Origin of the sequence: Aquibium carbonis, from assembly GCF_003970795.1 — a bacterium.
Classification (GTDB): Bacteria; Pseudomonadota; Alphaproteobacteria; order Rhizobiales; family Rhizobiaceae; genus Aquibium; species Aquibium carbonis.
Genome location: NZ_RWKW01000002.1, coordinates 19585 through 40604, shown reverse-complemented (window position 1 = coordinate 40604; position 21020 = coordinate 19585). Strand labels below are relative to the sequence as shown.

The window sequence follows — 21020 nt, the reverse complement described above, 5'->3', positions numbered from 1 at the left end:
TCCCGTTCGACTTTTGAGCGCGTCAGTCGGCGCGGCGGACGTAGGTCAGTTCGTTGGTGTCGACGAGAATCCGCTCGCCCGACGAGATGAACGGCGGCACCAGCACGCGGATGCCGTTCTCCAGCACCGCCGGCTTGTAGGACGACGCGGCCGTCTGACCCTTCACGACAGGATCGGCTTCGGTGATGGTGAGCACCACCTGGTCGGGCAATGAAATGCCGATCGGCTTTTCCTCGTAGAGCTCGACGGTGACGGTCATGCCGTCCTGCAGGAACGCGGCGCGGTCGCCGACGAAGTCCTTCTGCAACTCCAACTGCTCGTAGCTCTCGGAATCCATGAACACCAGCGCTTCGCCCTGTTCGTAGAGAAACGAGAAGTCCTTCTGCTCGAGCCGAACCTTCTCCACCGTTTCGGCGGAGCGGAAACGCTCGTTGAGCTTGGTCCCGTCGATGAGGTTCTTCAGTTCCACCTGGTTGTAGGCGCCGCCCTTGCCGGGCTTCACGGCATTGGTCCTGACCGCAACCCACAAGCCGCCATTGTGCTCGATCACATTGCCGGGACGGATTTCGTTGCCGTTGATCTTGGCCATTCTCGCATCTTTCAGAAGAGCTGGGCCCCGGAAGGCCGTTTCGGCGCTTCCAAGACCATAAAACGCACCGGTAGGCAAGAGTTTGCGGTGACAAGCATCGGCGGACAGGTCAGCGGAGCCGGTTCGCCCGCTCGATCGCCTGCTTCTGCTGTTCCGACGTCAATCCCTGGAGAAAGTCTTCCATCTCGAGGTCGCGCAGCCCGGCGCGGCGTGCCTTGATGTACCAGGCGGCTGCCAGGATCGGATCGGGATCGGTGCCGAGGGCGTAGACGTAGAGCTTGGCGAGCCGGTTCTGGGCGGCCACGTTTCCGGCTTCCGCCGCCCGCCTCATCCACCCGAAGCCGGCTTCATAATCGGTCCGTCCGCCACGTCCCTCGACCAGCCATGTGGCGAGGTCCAGCTGCGCCGAATCGAAATTCTGCATCGCGGCCAGCGCCAGAAAGTTGCGGGCCTTCAGGTCGTCGGGCGGGCCAAGCACACCTGCCGTATGGATTTGCGCCATGGCATATTGCGCATCGGCGAGGCCGGCGCGCGCGGCCATCTCGTAATACGGAACGGCCTTGTTCATTCCCGTCGGCCCCGGCTCCCGGTCCACCAGCATCTGGGCATAGTTGAAGGCGGCGAGACGGTTGCCGAGGTCGGCAGCTTCCTTCATCAACTCGAAGGCGCGCTCGCCGTCCTGGGGAGCGTGCTTTCCGTCGATCATCATCAGCGCATACTGGAACTTCGCTTCGGGGATGCCCGCATCCGCCGCCTTGCGATACCAGTCCGCTGCTTCCGACGGCTTGCGCGCCATGCCGAGCCCGCGCGAAAGGAGTTCGGCCACGAGCGTCTGCGCTGCGGGATCGCCGGCCTGAGCGCGGGGCAAGGCAAGATTGTAGGCGGTGATGTAAAGACCGCGCTGAAACGCCCCGAAAGCGTCGTCGGGCGCCTTCGTGCCGAAGCGCGACGGAAGCGCGGGCGCCGCCGGCAGCAGGCCGGCGGCTGTGCCGGGCAAGATCCGGGGTTCGACGGCCGGTCCGGCGTCGGGGCTGAGATTCGGCGGTTCGAGCTGTACAGAGGCCGGATCAGGCGGGCTTTCGGCGGCGCCGGCCGGGACCGGGCCGAAGGCCGCGGCCAGAACAAGCGCTGCCAAGGCCAGCCGGTTTGTCGTCATGCATCTTCCTCGACCACGGGGATGGCCTCGTCGAGCAGGCGATTCGCTTCGGCGACCGCTGCGGCCGGGTCTTCGGCGCCAAACACCGCGGCGGAAACGGCAACGAACTCGACGCCCGTCGATGCGACCTCGGCGACAGAGGCGAGTTCGCTGCCGGCCATCACGATGCAGGGAACCTCGATCATCTCGGCCCACCACGCTCCGAGCGTCAGGTTGCGATGATGCGGAGCAGGCGTGTTGTCGTAGCCGAAGCGCCCGAAGAACATGTAGTCCGGCCGCAACTCGCCGAGATCGAGCGCATCGTCGCGCGTCTTGGCGCCGCCCGCCCCGACCATCATCTTGTCCTGCAGCCGGTCGATGGCGTCGGCCAGGACCGGCGGCTTTCCTTCGACATGCACGCCGTCGGCCTTGACCCTGGCCGCCACGCGTGTGTCGCCGGCAATCATCACGGCGGCGCCCCGTGCCTGGATCACCGGCACCACGCTCTCGGCAAGCTTCTGGAACGTCGCGTCGTCGAGGCCGAACTGGGGCAGGATGACAGACGCCACGTCTCCGCCGGACAGCGCCGTCTCGATCAAGCGTACGAGGACCGAGGGTTCGGCGACGTCTGGAGCGATCAGCACGAGGCGGCAGCGGTTGGGGGACTGGTCGGTCATCTTGTCCATCTCGAACGAGGCTATGAAGCCGGATCGTGGTTTCAATTTGGCATAGAGGAGAGCGAGAGGCATTGCCAGCGATGGCATCGGCGCCTCATCGGCTCCGGTCACTGGCGGCCTGAAACCAGAACGGCGGGCCTAGGCCCGCCGTCCAGGTAACGGACGTTGAACGCCGCTCGCAATCAGGAGGCGGCTTCCTCGGCGGCGGCCCGCTCGGCAGCGAGCTTCGCGGCGAGTTCGTCCTCGGCCTTCTTCAGCATGGCGGCGCGCTCCTGCGCCTTCTTGCCCGGCTCGGCCTTCTTCGGGTTCGAGCGGGCCGGGCGCTTGACGATGCCGGCCTCGTCGAGGAAGCGCAGAACGCGGTCGGTCGGCTGGGCGCCATGCGAAAGCCAATGCTGGACGCGCTCGGCGTCGATCTTCACCCGCTCGCCGTCCTTCGGCATCATCGGGTTCCAGGCACCGATCGCCTCGATGAAGCGGCCGTCGCGCGGCGAGCGGGCGTCGGCAACGACGACATGGTAGTAGGGGCGCTTCTTGGAGCCCGCGCGGGCCAGTCTGATCTTCAGCGACATTGTTGGTTCTCCTGATGTCTTGCTTGGGTTTCTGGGCCTGCGGGCCCGATGCTCACGCGCCCGCCGTGGCGCTTTCCTGGTCGTTCGCGGCGCTTGCCGCGGCGATCATCTCGTGGTGGCGGATCACTTCCTTGACGATGAAGGAGAGGAACTTCTCCGCGAAGTCGGGGTCGAGCTGGGCGTCCTTCGCCAGCCTGCGCAGACGCTCGATCTGCGCCTGCTCGCGCGCCGGATCGGCCGGCGGCAAGCCGTGCTCGGCTTTCAGCACGCCCACAGCCTTGGTGCAGCGGAAACGCTCGGCCAGCATATGGATCAGCGCCGCGTCGATGTTGTCGATCGAGGCGCGGTAGCCGGAGAGGATCTCGCGGGCACGGGCGGTGGCGTCGTTCGTGTCGGTCAAGCGTTCCTCCCGCTCACTTCTTCCTCGGCAGGCCCGGCAGACCGCCGCCGCCGAGCCCGGGAAGGCGCGGCCCGCCCGGCAGGCCGGGAAGCCCGCCGCCGCCGAGACCGGGAAGGCCCTTCGGCATGCCGCCGCCAAGGCCCGCGGCTTCCGCCTGCTTCTTCAGCTGCTCGAGCTGCTTGGGGTCCATCTTCGACAGGTCCGGCAAGCCGCCGCCCATCATGCCGCCCAGGCCCATCTTCTGCGCCATGCCGCCCATCAGGCCGCGCATCATGCCGCCGCCCTTTCCCTTGCCGCCCATGGCCTTCATCATGTCCGCCATCTGGCGGTGCATCTTCAGCAGCTTGTTGATCTCTGCGGCATCGGTGCCCGAGCCGGCCGCAATGCGCTTCTTGCGCGAATGCTTGAGGATGTCGGGGTTGGCGCGCTCGGCCTTGGTCATCGACGAGATGATGGCGATCTGGCGCCCGAACATCTTGTCGTCGAGGCCGGCGGAGGCCATCTGGTCCTTCATCTTGCCCATGCCGGGCATCATGCCCATGATGCCGCCCATTCCGCCCATGTTCTGCATCTGGCGCAGCTGCTCGGCGAGGTCGTTCAGGTCGAACTTGCCCGACTGCATCTTCTTGGCCATCGCCGCCGCCTTCTCGGCGTCGATGGTTTCGGCGGCCTTCTCGACGAGCGAGACGATGTCGCCCATGCCGAGGATGCGGTCGGCGATGCGCTTGGGATGAAACTCCTCCAGCGCATCCATCTTCTCGCCGACGCCGATCAGCTTGACCGGCTTGCCGGTGACGGCGCGCATGGAGAGCGCCGCGCCGCCACGGCCGTCGCCGTCCATGCGTGTGAGCACGAGACCGGTGATGCCGACGCGTTCGTCGAAATTGCGGGCGAGGTTGACGGCGTCCTGGCCTGTCAGCGCGTCGGCCACCAGCAGGATTTCGTGCGGCGACGACACCTTGCGGATGTCGGCCATCTCCACCATCAGCGGCTCGTCGATGTGGGTGCGGCCGGCAGTATCGAGGATGACGACGTCGTGGCCGCCGAGCCGGCCGGCCTGGACGGCGCGCCTGGCGATGTCGACCGGCGACTGGCCGGCGATGATCGGCAGCGTGGCCACCTTCACCTGCTCGCCCAGCTGGCGAAGCTGTTCCTGCGCGGCCGGGCGGCGCGTGTCGAGCGAGGCCATCAGGACCTTCTTGCCCTGGCGCTCGGTCAGCCGCTTGGCGATCTTGCCGGTGGTCGTCGTCTTGCCGGAGCCCTGCAGTCCGACCATCATGATCACGACGGGGGCCGGCGCGTTGAGGTCGATCGCCTTGCCTTCGTCGCCGAGCATCGCGACGAGTTCGTCATGGACGATCTTGACGACCATCTGGCCCGGCTTGATCGACTTCACGACAGCGGCGCCGACGGCCTTCTCGCGCACCTTCTCGACGAAGGAGCGGACGACCTCGAGCGCCACGTCGGCCTCGATCAGCGCACGGCGAACCTCGCGCAGCGCCGCCGTCACGTCGGCTTCGGACAGCGCGCCGCGGCCGGTCAGGCCGTTCAGGATGGAGCCAAGGCGCTCCTGGAGGGATTCGAACATCCGGTTTCCTTCATCTCTTGCATCGGCGTGATGCCAGAGAGGTAATGCGTCCGCGTCGCGGATGGAACCGGCAGTCAAAGCCAAAAAGCACCCGGGGGCGCCTTGCGCTGCCGGGTGTTGGCCTCCGGGATCGATTTACACCGCTTGGGGTCCCGGTCGGCTGCTCGGAGTCATCAACTCGTCGCGGATTTGCGTGGCTCTAGACAGGAAAAGAGCGCGGGAGTCAAGGTCGCCGCGATTCCGCGTCAGATTCGCGCCAACGGTGCATCGGGGTCAGTCGCCGGCCGGCGTGGCCAACCACTCCGCCACGATCCGGGCGTCCTCCTCGCCGATCATGTGATCGGAGGGAATGATGCGGGCGTCGACCGCGGCGCCGCAGCTTTCGAGCAGTTCTTCCAGGGCCGGAGCGAAGGGCGCGTAGGTGCTGTCGGTCTCGCCGGCGATCATCAGCAGGCTGGCGCCCGCCAGCGCGGGCGTCGGCGGTCGGTCCAGGACGGACATCGGACGCAGCAGCGCCGCCTTGCGCACCAGCCCCGGATGCAGAAGCGCCGTCGCGGCGATCAGGTTGGCGCCGTTCGAATAACCCAGAAAGACCGTTCGGCTCAGGTCGATGTCCAGTTCGAGCGCCGTTCGGCCGAGGAAGCTCGCGAAGGCCTGCGATTCAGCGCGCACGTCGTCCTGGTCGAAGGTGACGGGATCGAGGCGCTTGTACCAGCGGGTGCGGCCGTCCTGCGTCACGCGCCCGCGAATCCCGAGCAGCGTGGCATGGGGAGCGATGCGCGACGCGAGCTTGACGAGGCTCGTTTCGTTGCCGCCGGAGCCGTGCAGCAGCACCATGGTCTGGCCGTTCGGCTTCTCGGGGCGAACCACCTCGAAGGCGAACTCGGCCGATTTGGAGAGCGTCGCCTGTTCGCCTTTGCCCTCGAGTGCCGCCACGACCAGCGGTCTGACGGCATCGTCCCGCGCCAGCGCATTCGGTGGCGTCAGCACGGCCAGCAGGATCGTCAGCGCGGGAATTGCCCGCATGAGCAGTCCGGTCATGGGTCTCGTCCAACGATGGATCGTCCGACGAGCCTTTCAGTCCTTCGACGCCAGCGCAATGACCGGCTTGCAACAGTGCCGCGTCAATCGCAGGGACCGCGCCGGTCATCACTGCCGCCGATGCAGCAACTCCCGGACATAGTCGAGTTTCTGCGCGACGGCCGGTGCAATCACGAAGGGGTAGAGATCGGGCACGCCCATGCATCGGTTGATGCCATTGACGACCTCCGTCAATGCCAGCCACCGCTTCAGCATTGCATCGATCTCCTGCGTCGGCGTTTCCGACCCGGCGTTTGCGGCTGCATCGATGCTCTCGACAGGAATGGCGAAGGCGTCGGCCATCTCCAGCGTGTCGGTCATGTGAAGATAGTGCGCCCAGGTCTCCGCCCAGTCTTCCCATGGGTGGCTTGCGGCATAGGGCGTCACGTGCCGATCCTGCCACCCGGCGGCGGGGCCCGCCTCGTAGTGTCGCTTCAGCGCTTCGGCATAGTCGGCGCGCTCGTCCCCGAAAAGGCTGCGGAACGCGTCGAGTTCCCCGTCATCGTCACGGATCAGCCGCTCCCAGTAATAGTGGCCGACTTCGTGGCGGAAATGGCCGAGCAGCGTCCGGTAGCGCTCGCCCATGGCCAGGCGCATGCGTTCCCGCTCGGCCGGATCGGCCTCGATCACGTTGAGTGTGATCAGCCCACCATCGTGGCCGGTCAAGACACGCTCGCCGGGCAGGTCGGCAAGGAACTCGAACGCCAGCCCTCGAGCGTCCTCGGGCCCTGTCTTCGGGTTCACGTCCAGGCCGAATTCCAGCAACGCATAGACAAGCCGCCTTTTGGCGCGCTCGATCCTGGCCCATCGATCCCGGTTCCCGTCGACGTCCAGATCCGGGATCGTCCGGTTCAGCGTGCAGGCGCGGCAATAGCCGCCATGGTCGGCGGAGGCGACCCAGTTGCAGCCGCATTCGGTCGTGTTGGCACAGGCCTCGGCATCCGCCCCGACGGCGACGAAACGCGACGCCTCCGGGGCGAGGGCGACGTCCGTGCCGCAGGCAAGGCAGCGGTCGTTCTCGAAATAGAGCCGGTTGCCGCAGGTGGGGCAGGCGAAGAGTTTCATGAAGACACCATTCGGAGGGGAACGGCCTGCAACGCCCGTGCCTCGATGCGGTTCCGGCCGTCCGCAAACTCCTTCGCATATCGGCATCGACGCACCGTCCGGTGCCGGGGCTAGATCCGATCACAACTGCGTCAACGCCGGCCAATTTCACACAGGCCGTTAACCTGCCAAACAATAGTCTTGTTTCTATTCTGGTACTCGCGTGGGCAGATTCGGCTTGGTGGGTCACTCCCGGCTTCGGCGTCGGGGTGCATGCGATGCCCGGTCTCGCGAGGTTCGTTGTCGAGAAGGAGATGGAACTGATGCCGAAGGGCAAACTGATCGCGTCGGCGCTGCTGGCGGTGGTGCTCGGGACCGGTGGCGCTCATGCGGCGCAGTGCGGAAACACGTCGTCCGGCTTCGATGCCTGGAAGCAGTCGATGGCGCAGGAAGCGTCGCGCGCGGGCGTCGGCCAGCGCGGTCTGGCTGCGCTGCAGGCGACCAGCTACAACACCGGCACGATTTCGGCCGACCGCAACCAGAAGAGCTTCAGGTACACCCTCGAGAAGTTCATGCAGGTGCGCGGTGCTCCCACCATCGTTGCCAGGGGCAAGAGGCTGAAGACGGAGAATGCGCAGCTCTTTCGCAACATCGAAGCGCGCTACGGCGTGCCGGCCGGCCCGCTTCTGGCCATCTGGGGCATGGAAACGGCCTTCGGCGGCTTCATGGGCGACACCAACCTGATCTCCGCAACGGCGACGCTGGCTTATGATTGCCGTCGGTCGGAATTCTTCACCGGCCATCTCATCGCTGCGTTGCAACTCGTCGACCGCGGCGTCGTCTCGGCCAATTCCGTCGGTGCGAAGCACGGCGAACTCGGCCAGACGCAGTTCCTGCCCGGCAGCGTGCTGCGATACGGCGTCGATGGCGATGGCGACGGCAAGATCGACCTCGTTCGCTCGCGCGCCGATGCGCTCGCATCGACGGCCAATTTCCTGCGCGCCCATGGCTGGAGGCCGGGCGCCGGCTACCAGCCGGGGCAGCCGAACTATGTCGCGATCCAGGGCTGGAACGCGGCGACTGTCTACCAGCAGGCCATCGCCATCATGGGCAAGCAGATCGACGGTTGAAACGACGCGTCAATCGCCGGGCTCACAAAGGGTCGCGCTTGGCGCGGCCCTTTTTCGTTCAGCCGGCGTAGACGATCAGCAAGTCCTTGGCGTCGATCTGGTCGCCCGCATGCACCAGCACTTCGGCGACCGTGCCATCTCGCTCGGCGTGCAGGGCGGTCTCCATCTTCATGGCCTCGATCGACAACAGCACGTCGCCGGCCATGACCGCCTGGCCCGCTGCGACCGCCAGCGTCGACACCACGCCGGGCATCGGCGCGCCGACATGGGTTTCGTTGCCCAGTTCCGCCTTGCGGCGCACCTTGCCGCCTCCCGCCCCATGCGCACGGTCGGGCACCTTGACGCGGCGCGGCTGGCCGTTGAGCTCGAAGAAGACGGTCACCATGCCTTGCTCGTCGGGCTCGCCGACGGCCAGGCAGCGGACCACCAGCGTTTTGCCGCGCTCGATGTCGATGAAGATCTCGTCCTCCGGCGCCATGCCGTAGAAATAGGTCGGGGTCGGCAGCACGCTCACGGGCCCGTAGGCCTCCTGCGCGGCGGCAAAGTCGGCGAAGACCTTCGGGTACATCAGCGAGGAAGCGAACTCGAACTCGTCGATCTCCCGGCCGATCCTGGCCTCGACCTCCTTGCGAATTGCGGCAAGATCGGCAGGTGCCAGCAACGACCCTGGCCGCACGGTGATCGGCGCCTCGCCCTTCAGCGCCTTCTTCTGAAGCGCGTCTGGCCACCCCGCCGGCGGCTGGCCGAGGTCGCCCCGCAGCATGGAGACGACCGAGTCCGGGAAGGCGATGTCGCGCGCCGGATTCTCGACGTCCGCCACGCCCAGGTCCTGGCTCACCATCATCAGCGCCATATCGCCGACGACCTTCGACGAGGGGGTCACCTTGACGATGTCGCCGAACATCAGGTTCACGTCGTGATAGGCCTGCGCCACCTCGTGCCAACGCGTCTCGAGCCCGAGGGAACGGGCCTGTTCCTTCAGGTTGGTGAACTGTCCGCCCGGCATCTCGTGCAGATAGACCTCGGAGGCCGGCCCCTTCAGGTCGCTCTCGAAGGCGGCATACTGGTTGCGAACCGCCTCCCAGTAGAAGGAAATCCTGCGGATCCAGGCCGGGTCGAGGCCCGGGTCCCTGTCGGTGCCCTTCAGGGCCTCCACGATCGAGCCAAGGCAGGGCTGCGAAGTGTTGCCGGACAACGCGTCCATCGCCGCGTCGACGGCATCCACACCGCTCTCGACCGCCGCGAGGACGGTGGCGGCCGCGATGCCGGACGTGTCGTGTGTGTGGAAGTGGATCGGCAGCGCCGTCTCCTCGCGCAAGGCCTTGAACAACACGCGCGCGGCAGCGGGCTTCAGGAGGCCGGCCATGTCCTTGAGCGCGATGATGTGGGCGCCGGCCGCCTCGAGCTCCCTCGCCAGGGCGACGTAGTACTTCAAGTCGTACTTGGCGCGGGCCGGGTCGAGGATGTCGCCGGTGTAACAGATCGCCGCCTCGCAGAGCTTGCCCTCCCCGATCACCGCGTCCATCGCGACCCGCATGTTCTCGACCCAGTTCAGACAGTCGAAGACGCGGAAGAGATCGATGCCGCCGGCGGCCGCCTGGCTGACGAAGTGCTTCACCACATTGTCGGGATAGTTGGTGTAGCCGACGCCGTTTGCGCCGCGCAGCAGCATCTGCAGCAGCAGGTTGGGCGCGCCCTTGCGAACCAGCGAAAGCCGCTCCCACGGGTCTTCGGTCAGAAAGCGCATGGCCACGTCGAACGTCGCGCCGCCCCAGCATTCGAGCGACAGGAGTTGCGGCAGGGCGCGGGCATACGCGCCGGCGACGCGAGCGATGTCGTGCGTGCGCATGCGGGTCGCCAGCAGCGACTGATGGCCGTCGCGCATCGTCGTGTCGGTCAGGAGAACCTGCGGCTGCTCACGCATCCATTCGGCGAACTTCACCGGCCCGAGGGCGTCGAGGCGCTGCTTCGTCCCGTCGGGAACATCGCCGCCGACGAAGGGAACCACGGGTGCGGCCGCATCGGCCTTCGGCTTTGGGCGCCCGCGCGCTTCCGGATGGCCGTTGACGGTCACGTCGGCGAGATAGTTGAGCAACTTGGTCGCGCGGTCGCGCCGCTTCACCTGGGTGAAGAGTTCCGGCGTCGTGTCGATGAAGCGGGTCGTGTAGCTGTTGTCGCGGAACTTCGGGTGCCCGATGATCGCCTCGAGGAAGGTCAGGTTGGTCGCCACCCCGCGGATGCGGAACTCGCGCAGCGCGCGGTCCATGCGGGCGATCGCCTCCTGCGGGGACGGCGCCCAGGCGGTCACCTTTTCCAGCAACGGATCGTAGAAGCGCGTGATGACCGCGCCGGAATAGGCCGTGCCGCCGTCGAGGCGAATGCCAAAGCCGGTCGCGCCGCGATAGGCGGTGATGCGGCCATAGTCGGGGATGAAGTTCTGCTCCGGATCCTCGGTCGTGATACGGCATTGCAGGGCGTGGCCGTTCAGCCAGATCTTCTCCTGCGGTGGCACGCCGGATTCTGGGGTGCCGATCGCGTGGCCGTCGAGGATGTGGATCTGCGCCTTGACGATGTCGATGCCGGTCACCTGCTCGGTGACGGTGTGCTCGACCTGGATGCGGGGGTTCACCTCGATGAAGTAGAACTTGCCGGTGTCGGCATCCATCAGGAACTCGACGGTGCCGGCGCCGACATAGTCTGTCGCGCGGGCGATCTTCAGGGCATGGCCGCACAGTTCTTCGCGCCGCGCATCGTCCAGATAGGGCGCGGGCGCGCGTTCGACGACCTTCTGGTTGCGGCGCTGAATGGAGCAGTCGCGCTCGAAGAGATGGACGACATTGCCATGCGTGTCGCCCAGCACCTGCACCTCGACGTGGCGGGCGCGTTCCACGAGTTTTTCGAGATAGACCTCGTCCTTGCCGAAGGCGGCCTTGGCCTCGCGCTTGGCTTCCACCACCTCGCGGGCCAGGTCGGCCTCGGCACGGATGGCGCGCATGCCGCGACCGCCACCGCCCCAGGAGGCCTTCAGCATGACCGGATAGCCGATCTCGGCAGCCATGCGGCGCACCGTTTCCATGTCGTCGGGCAGCGGCTCGGTGGCCGGCACCACCGGCACGCCGACCTCGATGGCGAGGTTGCGAGCGGCGACCTTGTTGCCGAGCCGGCGCATCGTATCCGGCGTCGGGCCGATGAAGACGATGCCGGCTTCGGCGCATGCCTCGGCGAATTCGGGGCTTTCCGACAACAGGCCGTAGCCGGGATGGATGGCATCCGCCCCCGAGAGCTTGGCGACGCGGATCACCTCCTCGATCGACAGGTAGCTCTCGATCGGCCCCATGTCCTTCGCCAGATGCGGGCCGCGCCCGATCGGGTAGGACTCGTCGGCCTTGAAGCGGTGCAGGGAATACTTGTCTTCCTCGGCCCAGATGGCGACTGTCCGGATATCCAGTTCGTTGGCGGCGCGGAAAATGCGGATCGCGATTTCGGAACGGTTGGCGACGAGGATCTTGGAAATCGGCAAGGTCCGGCTCCGGAAGTGGAAGGGGTGGGCGGCGGTTTTTATGATGAGCTTGAAAATGCTGCAGTGCAAACATTTTCGGTCGTAGCTTCGAGCACCTGCCGTGCATGTAAAAAAAGGCCCCGGCGCGTTGCCGCGCCAGGGCCTTCCGTGCAGACGTCAGTCGTCCATTACTGGACGAGATAATCGTACTTGCCGTCCTTCCACTCGTAGAAGACGTAGCCCGGCAGGGTCACGTCGCCCTTGTCGTCGAAGTCGAGCGAGCCGAGCACGGTGTTGAACGTGCCTTCGTCGAGCGCCTTGACCACCGCGTCGAACTCGACCGAGCCGGCCGTCGTGGCAGCCTGCGCCCAGGCCTGGATCGCCGCGTAGGTGTAGAGCACGTAGCCTTCCGGCTCGACGCCCTTGGCGCGGAACTTCTCGACCAGCGGCGCGGCATCCGGGTTCTTGCGCGGGTCCGGCGAGAAGGTCATCAGCGTGCCTTCGCCGGCATCGCCGGTGATCGCCCAGTACTCGTCGGTGACGAGCGCGTCGCCGGAGACGAGCACGGTGTCCATCCCCTGCTCCTTCATCTGCCGCGCCATCAGGCCGGCCTCGGTGTGGTAGCCGCCGACGTAGAGAACGCCCACGCCTTCGGACTTCAGCTTGGAGACGAGCGCCGTGTAGTCCTTTTCGCCGGCGGTGTAGGCTTCATACATCGCCGGCTTGCCGCCAGCCGCCTCGTAGGCCGCCATGGTGGCGTCGGCGAGACCCTTGCCATAGGCGGTCTTGTCGTGGACGAAGGCCACTTTCTTGTCGCCGTAATTGTCGACGAGGAACTTGCCCGCCACGTCGCCCTGCTGGTCGTCGCGACCGCACACGCGCATGACGCCCGGGCCCGGACGCTCGTCGGTGAACTTCGGGTTGGTCGAGGCGGGCGAGATCTGAACGATGCCTTCCTCGGAATAGACCTGCGATGCCGGGATCGACGAGCCCGAGCAGAAGTGACCGGCCATGAACACGACGCCGTCGCCGGCCATCTGGTTGGCGACCGCCACGGCCTGCTTCGGATCGCAGGCATCGTCGCCGATCACGAGCTTGAGCATTTCGCCGTTGACGCCGCCGGCGGCATTGATGTCCTCGACGGCCTGTTCGGCGCCGGCCTTCATCTGCGCGCCGAAGGACGCGTACTGACCCGTCATCGGACCCGCGGTCGCGATGAGGATGTCAGCGTAGGCGGCCGTCGACATAGCGAAGGTCATCGCGACCCCAGCCAAGAGTGCCTTCTTCATGATAACTCCCTTTAACACCTGATAATGCAGCAGCCGGCGGCGATGGTGTTCTGGCTCCCCGGTCCGGCTTGTGCGGGCGTTCCCTGACCCGCTTGACGACATAAAAGCCCACTTTCATTGCGAAATAAAGGCTTTCAGTCGAACTTCGTAAATGGTCGCGAGACCATGTTACAATTGATGGTTCAGCGGCGCTTCCAGTTGAAGGGGCCGCTGCGGTCGTAGGCAAAGCGATACTGCGTCGCCATCTGTTTCGCCCGCGTGATGCGCATGCCGACGAAGCCGATGGCGAGCAGCGCGATCAGGTCGATGGCATAGTAGTAGAGCGACAGAAGCGAGCCCGAAAACAGCGCGAAATGGATGAAGCGCGTGGCCGCCGCCAGCAGCACCATGTAGACGACGAGCTGCCATTTCGGCATCCAGCCCCGGGCGGCCGCGCGCCCGGTCATGAAGGCCGCGCCACCGGCGAGGATGAGGGTGACGAAGACGAATTCGGTCGCGCTGACTTCCCAGAGAAGGGCCAGTTCGTTTTCCATGCTCAGTGCCTCCCGCCTTCCAGGTAGGCGGCGCGCACTTCCTCCCGCTTGAGAAGCTCGGCGCCCGTGCCGCTCATGGTGATGTTGCCGTTGACCATGACATAGCCGCGATGGGCGAGCTTCAGCGCATGGAAGGCGTTCTGCTCGACGAGGAAAACCGTCAGGCCATCGGTGCGGTTGAGTTCCTTGATGACCTCGAAGATCTGCTTGACGATGAGGGGCGCGAGGCCGAGCGACGGCTCGTCGAGAAGCAGAAGCTTCGGGCGGCTCATCAGGGCGCGCGCAATGGCCAGCATCTGCTGCTCGCCGCCCGAAAGCGTGCCGCCGCGCTGGCTGGAGCGCTCCTTCAATCGCGGGAACAGCTCGAAGATGCGCTTCAGGTCGCCGTCGAAATGCTCTGCGGCGACGAGCGAGGCGCCCATCTGCAGGTTTTCCATCACGGTCATTCGCGGGAAGATGCGACGACCCTCCGGCGATTGCGCGATGCCCTTGCGCATGATCTCGTGGGTGGGCGTCGCGGTGATGTCCTCGCCGTCATACAGGATCTGGCCCGCCCTGGCCTGCGGACTGCCGCAGATCGTCATCATCAGGGTCGACTTGCCGGCGCCGTTGGCGCCGATCAGCGTCACGATCTCGCCCGGATAGACGTCGACGTCGACGCCGCGCAGCGCGACGATCTTGCCGTAGTAGGTTTCGACCTTGCGGACGCTGAGGAGTGGCTGGCGCTCGTTCATGACGCGCTCCCCTCGTCGGAGGCGGCCTGCTCGACCTCCTCGAGGTCCTTCCTGACCTCGGGGATGTCTATCTCGGCCTCGTCGTCGACGCCGAGATAGGCGGCAATGACCTTGGGGTCGTTCTTCACCTGGATGGCGTCCCCGTCGGCGATCTTCACGCCATAGTCGAGCACCACGACATGGTCGGAAATCTCCATGACCACGCCCATGTCATGCTCGATCAGGAGGATCGAGGTGGCATGCTCGGCGCGAATGAACTGGAGCAGCTCATTGAGCTCGGCCGATTCGCGCGGGTTGAGGCCCGCGGCGGGCTCGTCGAGACACAGGAGGTGCGGTTCGGTGCACATCGCGCGTGCGATCTCGAGGCGACGCTGGTCGCCATAGGGCAGGTCGGCGGCCGGGTCGTCGGCGCGCTCGATGAGCCGCGTCCGCTCCAGCCAGTAGACGGCTTTCTCCTTGGCCGCCTTCTCCGCCACCCGGTAGCCGGGCAGGCCGATGAGGCCGCCGATCGTGTAGATCGAGGCGGTCATCAGCGTGTTGTGCTGGGCCACCATCAGGTTTTCCAGGACGGTCATGCCGCCGAACAGGCGGATGTTCTGGAACGTTCGCGCCACCCGCGCGAACTGCGAAATCTCGAAGTCCGGCATGCGTTCGAGCAGGAACACGGCCTTGTCACCATCGCGAATGGAGCGCAGCCCGCCCGCGGTCACCTCGTCCACCATGTCCTGCAACAGGCCAGCGCCATGGCGCATCACGGTGCGGCCCTCGGTCGGCTTGTAGAAGCCGGTGACGCAGTTGAAGACCGTGGTCTTGCCGGCGCCGTTGGGGCCGATCAGCGCGGTGATGTCGCCGCGGCCGACGTTGAAGGACAGGTCATTGACCGCGACCAGGCCGCCGAAGCGCATGGTCAGATGCTCCACGGTCAGGACCGGATCGATGTCCCATTTTCTCTGTTCGCCCGTCATGGGCGCGGCTGCCGGTGCAGCGCTCTGGCTTGCGGAGACCATCAGTGACCTTCACCCTGTGCGACCATGTCGGCGCCAATGCGCTTCTTTTCCTTCAGGACCGCTGTCGGTTCGCGTGTCGAGACGAGACCCCGCGGCTTCCACACCATGATCAGCACCATGGCGATGCCGAAAATCAGCATTCGGTACTGGGTCGGCTCGAAGTTCGGTCCGAAAATCTGGGAGAGGAAACCGAGATTGCGCAGCAGTTCGATGCCGCCGATCATCACGATCGAGGAGATGACGACGCCGATCTGCGATCCCAGACCGCCAAGCACGACGATCGCCAGGATGATTGCAGACTCCAGGAAGGTGAAGCTCTCCGGTGAGATGAAGCCCTGCCTCGTGGCGAAGAAGGAGCCCGCGAAACCGCCGAACATGGCGCCGAGAGCGAAGGCGGTGAGCTTCGTGTTGGTGGTGTTGATGCCCAGCGAACGGCAGGCGATCTCGTCCTCGCGCAGCGCTTCCCAGGCGCGACCCACCGGCATCTTGCGCAGCCGCAGGGTCACCAGGTTGGTGATGATCGCGAGGATGAAGATGATGTAGTAGAGATAGATGAACCGGTGGATGTTGTGGAAGGGGATGCCGAAGAAGTCGGCAAACCCGCCTTCACCGCGCACGAATTCCAGCCCGAAGAAGGTCGGCTTGGGGATGCCGGAGATGCCGTCGGGACCGCCGGTGAACTCATACCAGTTGAGAAGGACCACGCGTATGATCTCGCCGAAGGCGAGGGTCACGATGGCGAGGTAGTCGCCGCGAAGACGCAGCACCGGGAAGCCTAGAATGATGCCCCAGAAGGCCGCCAGCAGGCCGGCGAGCGGCAGGGCGGTCCAGAAACCGATGAATTCGAAATGCTGCGCCAGCAGGGCGAAGGAGTAGGCGCCGACCGCGTAGAAGGCGACATAGCCGAGATCGAGCAGGCCGGCGAGACCGACCACGATGTTCAGACCCCAGCCGAGCATGATGTAGGTCATGATCAGGATGGCGAGGTCGATGTACTGGCGCTCCCGGCCGGGGAAGAAATAGGTGAAGAAGAAAGGCAGGATGACGGCGAAGGCAAACAGTGCGCGGCCGAGCCATTTTCCCAGGTTCGGAAAGGCGCGACCCTGCGCGGAAATGGCGCCGCCCATCCTCTGCGTCAGCGGCCTGGCGGTGCGGAACACGAAGATGTTGAGGAGCAGCCGGGCGCCGAAGACGATCGCCACGGCGATGGCCAGCAGACCCCAGCGGAAGGTCAGCGTCAGGCCGCCGGGCGCGATGTCGGAGCGGACGCCGAGGAAGAAGAAGCCGAGCACGAAGACGAGGAATGCGGCCGTGGCGGCGTCGCGCAGCGAGCCGGCCATCGAGGTGCGGTGATCGGCGGCCGGGGGCATGTCGCCCCGTTCCTCCAGGGCGCGCTGCGCGCCTTGCGGACGGTTCGACGCGGTTGGCGCAGTGGGCGTTCCAGCGGCCATCAGACCTTCTCCACTTCGGGCTTGCCGAGCAGCCCGGAGGGCATGAAGATCAGGACGATGGCGAGGATCGAAAAGGCCGCGACGTCCTTGTATTCGATGGTGAAGTAACCCGACCAGAAGACTTCGATCAGCCCGATCAGCAGCCCGCCGAGCATCGCGCCGGGAAGCGATCCGATGCCGCCCAGAACCGCGGCAGTGAAGGCTTTGACGCCAGCGAGGAAGCCGATGTAGAAGTCGATGACGCCGTAGAGCAGCAGGAACATCAGGCCGGCCACCGAGGCCAGCGCCGCACCCATCACGAAGGTCAGCGAGATGGTGCGGTCGACGTTGACGCCCAGCAGCGCGGCCATCTTGCGGTCCTGCTCGCAGGCGCGCTGGGCGCGGCCGAGCGGCGTCTTCGTGATCAGCAGCGTGAAGCCGATCATCAAAAGCACGGTCGTGGCGATGATGATCATCTGCATGTAGGAGAGCTGGACGGCGATCCGCCCGTTCTCGGTCATGCCTTCCATGATGGTGATGCCGCCCTGGATCTGCGGCGGAATGGGCTTGTTTCGGGCGCCCTGCGTCACCTGGACGAAGTTCTGCAGCACGATCGACATGCCGATGGCGGTGATGAGCGGCGCCAGCCGGAAAGAGCCGCGCAACGGCCGGTAGGCCAGCCGCTCGACCGTCCAGCCCCAGGCGGAGGTGAACAGCATCGCCACGATGAGCACGATCAGCAGCACGACCGGCAGGAAGACGAAGCCGAAGACGGTCGTGAGGATCAGGAACGTCGCCAGCGCGATGAACGAGCCGATCATGAAGATGTCGCCATGGGCGAAATTGATCATGCCGATGATGCCGTACACCATCGTGTATCCGATCGCGATCAGGCCATAGATCGACCCCAGCGTCAGCCCGTTGATAAGCTGCTGGACGAAATACTCCATCGTCTCTCTGGCTCCCCTGGCGCGTGCTGCGTGGCCCGCACCTCGTTGATGTTCCCCTAGTCGTAGCCCGTCGAAACGCGATTGCAACGGGAAAATAACCCGTCTGCACTTACCATCCGTCAGGCTGGACCATCGCGGAACCTATCACTGGCCTATCGCAATGTCCTTGCCTAAAACGCTTTCCAAGGCACGAAAATCAGAGATTTCTTCGAAAAACGCACGCAAGTGTCGAATAACCTTGCGGGCCGCCGCTGGAATGTGGCGACCGTAAGACAGGGCGATGCTGGCCCTATGCGACCACGAATCCATGCGCGAAGGGGTCGCGGTCGTCGATGAAGATCGTGTTGTAGCCGGTCATGCGGGCCCACCCGCCGACCGAGGGGATGATGGCCTTGCGGCCAGCCAGGTCGAGCTCTCGCTCCACCCGGCCCTTGAACAACGAACCGATGATCGATTCATGGACGAAGTCGTCGCCGGCCTTCAGACGCCCCTTGGCGTGCAGTTGCGCCATGCGGGCCGACGTGCCCGTGCCGCAGGGAGACCGGTCGATCGCCTTGTCGCCGTAGAAGACGGCATTGCGGGCATGGGCGCCGTCGACGGTCGGCTTGCCCGTCCAGAGAATGTGCGACAGGCCTTGGATCGACGGGTTCTCCGGATGTTCGAAGGTGTAGGCCTCGTTGAGCCGCCTGCGCAGCACCGGGCTCCAGCCGATCAACTGGCCGGCGGTGTAATCGGCCATGTCGCGGAAGTTTGTCTGCGGCTCGACGATGGCGTAGAAATTCCCGCCATAGGCGACGTCCACGGTCAGGGTGCCGAGGTCGGGGCACTCGACCGTCAGGCCCTCAGAATGCAGGAAGGACGGGACGTTGGTGATGCGGACTTCCTCCACATACTCGCCAACCTGGCGATACTCCGCCACGACGAGGCCCGCCGGCGTGTCGAGGCGCAGAACGCCCGGCGTCTTCGGCCGCACGAGGCCGTGCTCGACCGCCATCGTCACCGTGCCGATCGTGCCGTGGCCGCACATCGGCAGGCAGCCAGACGTCTCGATGAACAGGATGCCGACATCGCAGTCCTCGCGGGTCGGCGGGTAGAGGATCGACCCCGACATCATGTCGTGGCCGCGCGGTTCGAACATCAGGCCCGTGCGGATCCAGTCGAACTCGGCGAGGAAGTGCGCCCGCCGCTCCATCATCGTCGATCCGTCGAGCAGGGGGCCGCCGCCCGCGACGAGGCGGACCGGGTTGCCGCAGGTGTGGCCGTCGATGCAGTGGAAGGAATGGCGCGCCATGAGGGGACTCGCGAAGGGGTGCGGTTGCGGGCTCGGCTCAGAACCGTGTCGGGCTGAACGGAGAGAGGTCGATCGCCGACGGCTTGCCCGAAACCAGGTCGGCGATCAAGCGCGCGGTGGCCGCGGCCTGGGTGAGGCCGAGATGGCCGTGTCCGAAGGCGTAGAAGACGCTCGCGCTGCGCGACGCACGGCCGATGACGGGCAGCGAATCGGGCAGCGAGGGGCGATACCCCATCCATTCGCGCCCGCCGTCGGCCTGCAGGCCGGGGAGGAAGCGTTTGGCCTTTTCGAGCATGGCCTTCGATCGGGCGTAGTTCGGCGGCGCGTCGAGGCCCGCCAGCTCCACCGCGCCGCCTATGCGCAAGCCGGTCTCGAGCGGCGTGACCACGAAGCCGTGGCCCGAGAAGATCAGCTGGCGCCGGACGTCGAAGGCGCCAGGCGGCAGGGTGGTGTTGTAGCCACGTTCGGTCTCGAGCGGGATGTGGTCGCCGAGCTGGCGGGCGAGGCGGTGCGACCAGGCGCCCGTCGCGATCACCAGCCTGGAGGCAGCGACGGCCGTGCCGTCGGCCATCGTCGCGCGCGCGCCGTTCGGGCCGGCTTCGACGCCGGTCACGCTGTCCTGGCGGAAGCGGACGCCGAGGCGCTCGGCATGCGCCCACAAGGCCTTGCCGAGCAGCTTCGGATCGGCCACCGTCTTCCAGCCCGGGACGAAGGTGCCCTTGACGAACTGTGCCGACAGGCCCGGCTGCAGCGCGGCCAGTTCCGCCCCCTCGACGTGGCGGAAGTCGATGCCGAAGCGCTCGCGCGCCGCCCAGCCCGGCAGGCTGGCATTGAATTCCGCGTCGCTCTCGTAGAGCTCCAGCGAACCATTCTCGCGCAGCATCGCGCGGGTGCCGCTCGCGTCCATCAGCGCCATCCATTCGGACTCGGAAAGCGTCATCAGGCCGGCCTGCGCCGCGAGCGCCGGCTCGTAGACCGCCGCCCGGCCGGCGCGCCAGAAGCGGAACAGCCAGGGGGCGAGGCGCGGCATGTAGGATGGCGGGATCGACAGGGGTCCGAGCGGGTCGGCCAGCCATTTCGGCAGGTTGCGAATCATGCCCTTCTGGGCCAGTGGCAGGACGTCGGAGAAGGCGAAGGCGGCTGCGTTGCCGGAACTCGTCTCCTCGCACACGCCGGTTCGGTCGACGACGGTGACGGACGCGCCCCGTTGGGCGAGGCGGATCGCGGCGCAGATGCCGATGATGCCGGCTCCGACGATCAGCGTGCCTTGCGGCCTTCCGTCGGGGCCATTCTCGTCCATGTGTTTTGCACTCGATCGCGGCTTGATATATCACTGATATATCTGGCTGCCGCGGCGGCGTCAAACGCCCCAGCGAGCCGGCCGAGAGGAACCAGGAAGGATTGCAGGGGCATGCACCAGAGCGGCGATCTTGCCCAGCAACCGGCTGCGGCCCGGGCGTATCGCGCGCTGGAACGCATGATCGTCATCCTCGATCTCGCTCCGGGATCGACGACGACGGAAGGCGCGCTGATCGAACGGCTGCAACTGGGCCGCACCCCGGTGCGCGAAGCGATCCAGCGGCTGGCGTGGGAAGGACTTCTGGAGGTGCGTCCACGCGCCGGCATCGCCATCGCGCCGCTCCGTCCCGGCGACTGGCTGCGCGTCGTGGAAGCACGCCACGGGGTTGAGGTCGCCATGGCCCGGGCGGCTGCCAGACATGCGACCCACGAAGCGGGGGGGCAGTTTGCGCAGGCGGCGAGCGCCATGCAGCGCGCGGTCGTCAGCGGCAACGTCATCGCCTTCATGGAGGCGGACAAGAGCCTCGACGAGGCGATGGCGCTGGCGGCCGACAATGCGTTCGCAGCCCGCCTCGCCGCACCGCTCCAGACGCACAGCCGCCGTTTCTGGTTCCGCTACAAGGCCGATACCGGCCTGGCGGTCGCGGCCGAACACCATGTCGCGATCATCCGGGCGGTGCTCGACGGCGATGACGAAGGCGCCGCGCGGCAGGCCGCGCGCCTGATGGCGCTGCTCAGAAGCCACGCCGAGGCAGCCGGGCGGCGATAGACGG

At 66.1% G+C, this 21020-nt stretch carries 19 protein-coding genes; 2 read left to right on the top strand and 17 right to left on the bottom strand.

Translation table 11 applies throughout. From position 1 onward, the window contains the following. Positions 1–22 precede the first annotated feature (22 nt). From efp to EJC49_RS00565, 8 genes are all read right to left on the bottom strand, one after another. A complete protein-coding gene (gene efp / locus EJC49_RS00600; protein ID WP_126697510.1) occupies positions 23–589 on the bottom strand; it encodes an elongation factor P in 567 nt (188 codons plus the stop codon). 109 nt (positions 590–698) lie between these two features. Beyond that, positions 699–1745, bottom strand: coding sequence for an SEL1-like repeat protein (locus EJC49_RS00595; protein WP_126697509.1), 1047 nt, complete (start codon positions 1743–1745; stop codon positions 699–701). Continuing rightward, positions 1742–2410 carry a thiamine phosphate synthase gene (locus EJC49_RS00590; RefSeq protein WP_425358784.1) on the bottom strand — a complete coding sequence of 223 codons (669 nt, stop codon included), beginning with the start codon at positions 2408–2410 and terminating at the stop codon, positions 1742–1744. The genes EJC49_RS00595 and EJC49_RS00590 overlap by 4 nt, the downstream gene beginning before the upstream one ends. 173 nt (positions 2411–2583) lie before the next feature. Continuing rightward, on the bottom strand, positions 2584–2973 hold the full coding sequence (gene rpsP / locus EJC49_RS00585) for a 30S ribosomal protein S16 (protein WP_126697507.1): 390 nt from the start codon (positions 2971–2973) through the stop codon (positions 2584–2586). 52 nt (positions 2974–3025) lie between these two features. After that, positions 3026–3373, bottom strand: a complete 348-nt coding sequence (locus EJC49_RS00580) for a chorismate mutase (protein WP_126697506.1) — start codon at positions 3371–3373, stop codon at positions 3026–3028. Positions 3374–3386: 13 nt separating this feature from the next. Beyond that, positions 3387–4961 carry a signal recognition particle protein gene (ffh, locus tag EJC49_RS00575; RefSeq protein WP_126697505.1) on the bottom strand — a complete coding sequence of 525 codons (1575 nt, stop codon included), beginning with the start codon at positions 4959–4961 and terminating at the stop codon, positions 3387–3389. A gap of 273 nt (positions 4962–5234) precedes the next feature. Further along, positions 5235–6002, bottom strand: coding sequence for an alpha/beta hydrolase (locus tag EJC49_RS00570; RefSeq protein ID WP_245453202.1), 768 nt, complete (start codon positions 6000–6002; stop codon positions 5235–5237). A gap of 108 nt (positions 6003–6110) precedes the next feature. Continuing rightward, positions 6111–7106 carry a zinc-binding metallopeptidase family protein gene (locus EJC49_RS00565; RefSeq protein ID WP_126697504.1) on the bottom strand — a complete coding sequence of 332 codons (996 nt, stop codon included), beginning with the start codon at positions 7104–7106 and terminating at the stop codon, positions 6111–6113. Positions 7107–7399: 293 nt separating this feature from the next. On the opposite strand from EJC49_RS00565, the gene EJC49_RS00560 reads away from it, so the two are divergent. Continuing rightward, a complete protein-coding gene (locus EJC49_RS00560; RefSeq protein ID WP_126697503.1) occupies positions 7400–8215 on the top strand; it encodes a lytic murein transglycosylase in 816 nt (271 codons plus the stop codon). A gap of 58 nt (positions 8216–8273) precedes the next feature. Here the strand turns inward: EJC49_RS00560 and pyc are convergent, their stop codons facing one another. The 9 genes from pyc to EJC49_RS00515 form a co-directional block, all read right to left on the bottom strand. Then, positions 8274–11735, bottom strand: coding sequence for a pyruvate carboxylase (pyc, locus tag EJC49_RS00555; RefSeq protein WP_126697502.1), 3462 nt, complete (start codon positions 11733–11735; stop codon positions 8274–8276). A gap of 167 nt (positions 11736–11902) precedes the next feature. Then, positions 11903–13003 carry a branched-chain amino acid ABC transporter substrate-binding protein gene (locus EJC49_RS00550; protein WP_126697501.1) on the bottom strand — a complete coding sequence of 367 codons (1101 nt, stop codon included), beginning with the start codon at positions 13001–13003 and terminating at the stop codon, positions 11903–11905. A gap of 182 nt (positions 13004–13185) precedes the next feature. Next, entirely contained in the window at positions 13186–13536 is a 351-nt protein-coding gene (locus EJC49_RS00545; protein WP_126697500.1) for a DUF6867 family protein, read from the bottom strand. 2 nt (positions 13537–13538) lie between these two features. After that, positions 13539–14270 carry an ABC transporter ATP-binding protein gene (locus EJC49_RS00540; protein WP_126697499.1) on the bottom strand — a complete coding sequence of 244 codons (732 nt, stop codon included), beginning with the start codon at positions 14268–14270 and terminating at the stop codon, positions 13539–13541. Next, on the bottom strand, positions 14267–15235 hold the full coding sequence (locus tag EJC49_RS00535; protein WP_245453201.1) for an ABC transporter ATP-binding protein: 969 nt from the start codon (positions 15233–15235) through the stop codon (positions 14267–14269). Before EJC49_RS00535 ends, EJC49_RS00540 begins: the two co-directional genes overlap by 4 nt. 41 nt (positions 15236–15276) lie before the next feature. After that, the gene (gene livM / locus EJC49_RS00530) at positions 15277–16728 is read right to left on the bottom strand and encodes a high-affinity branched-chain amino acid ABC transporter permease LivM (RefSeq protein WP_126697497.1); all 1452 of its coding nucleotides are present in this window, start codon (positions 16726–16728) and stop codon (positions 15277–15279) included. Then, positions 16728–17657, bottom strand: a complete 930-nt coding sequence (locus EJC49_RS00525) for an ABC transporter permease subunit (RefSeq protein ID WP_126697496.1) — start codon at positions 17655–17657, stop codon at positions 16728–16730. Before EJC49_RS00525 ends, livM begins: the two co-directional genes overlap by 1 nt. 289 nt (positions 17658–17946) lie before the next feature. After that, entirely contained in the window at positions 17947–18948 is a 1002-nt protein-coding gene (locus EJC49_RS00520) for a 4-hydroxyproline epimerase (protein WP_126697495.1), read from the bottom strand. A 37-nt stretch (positions 18949–18985) separates the two neighbouring features. Further along, positions 18986–20248 carry an NAD(P)/FAD-dependent oxidoreductase gene (locus tag EJC49_RS00515; RefSeq protein WP_126697494.1) on the bottom strand — a complete coding sequence of 421 codons (1263 nt, stop codon included), beginning with the start codon at positions 20246–20248 and terminating at the stop codon, positions 18986–18988. 111 nt (positions 20249–20359) lie between these two features. Here EJC49_RS00515 and EJC49_RS00510 point away from each other — a divergent pair, with 111 nt between their 5' ends. Next, complete coding sequence (locus tag EJC49_RS00510; RefSeq protein WP_126697493.1) at positions 20360–21016, top strand: GntR family transcriptional regulator; 657 nt, start codon at positions 20360–20362, stop codon at positions 21014–21016. Positions 21017–21020 lie beyond the last annotated feature (4 nt).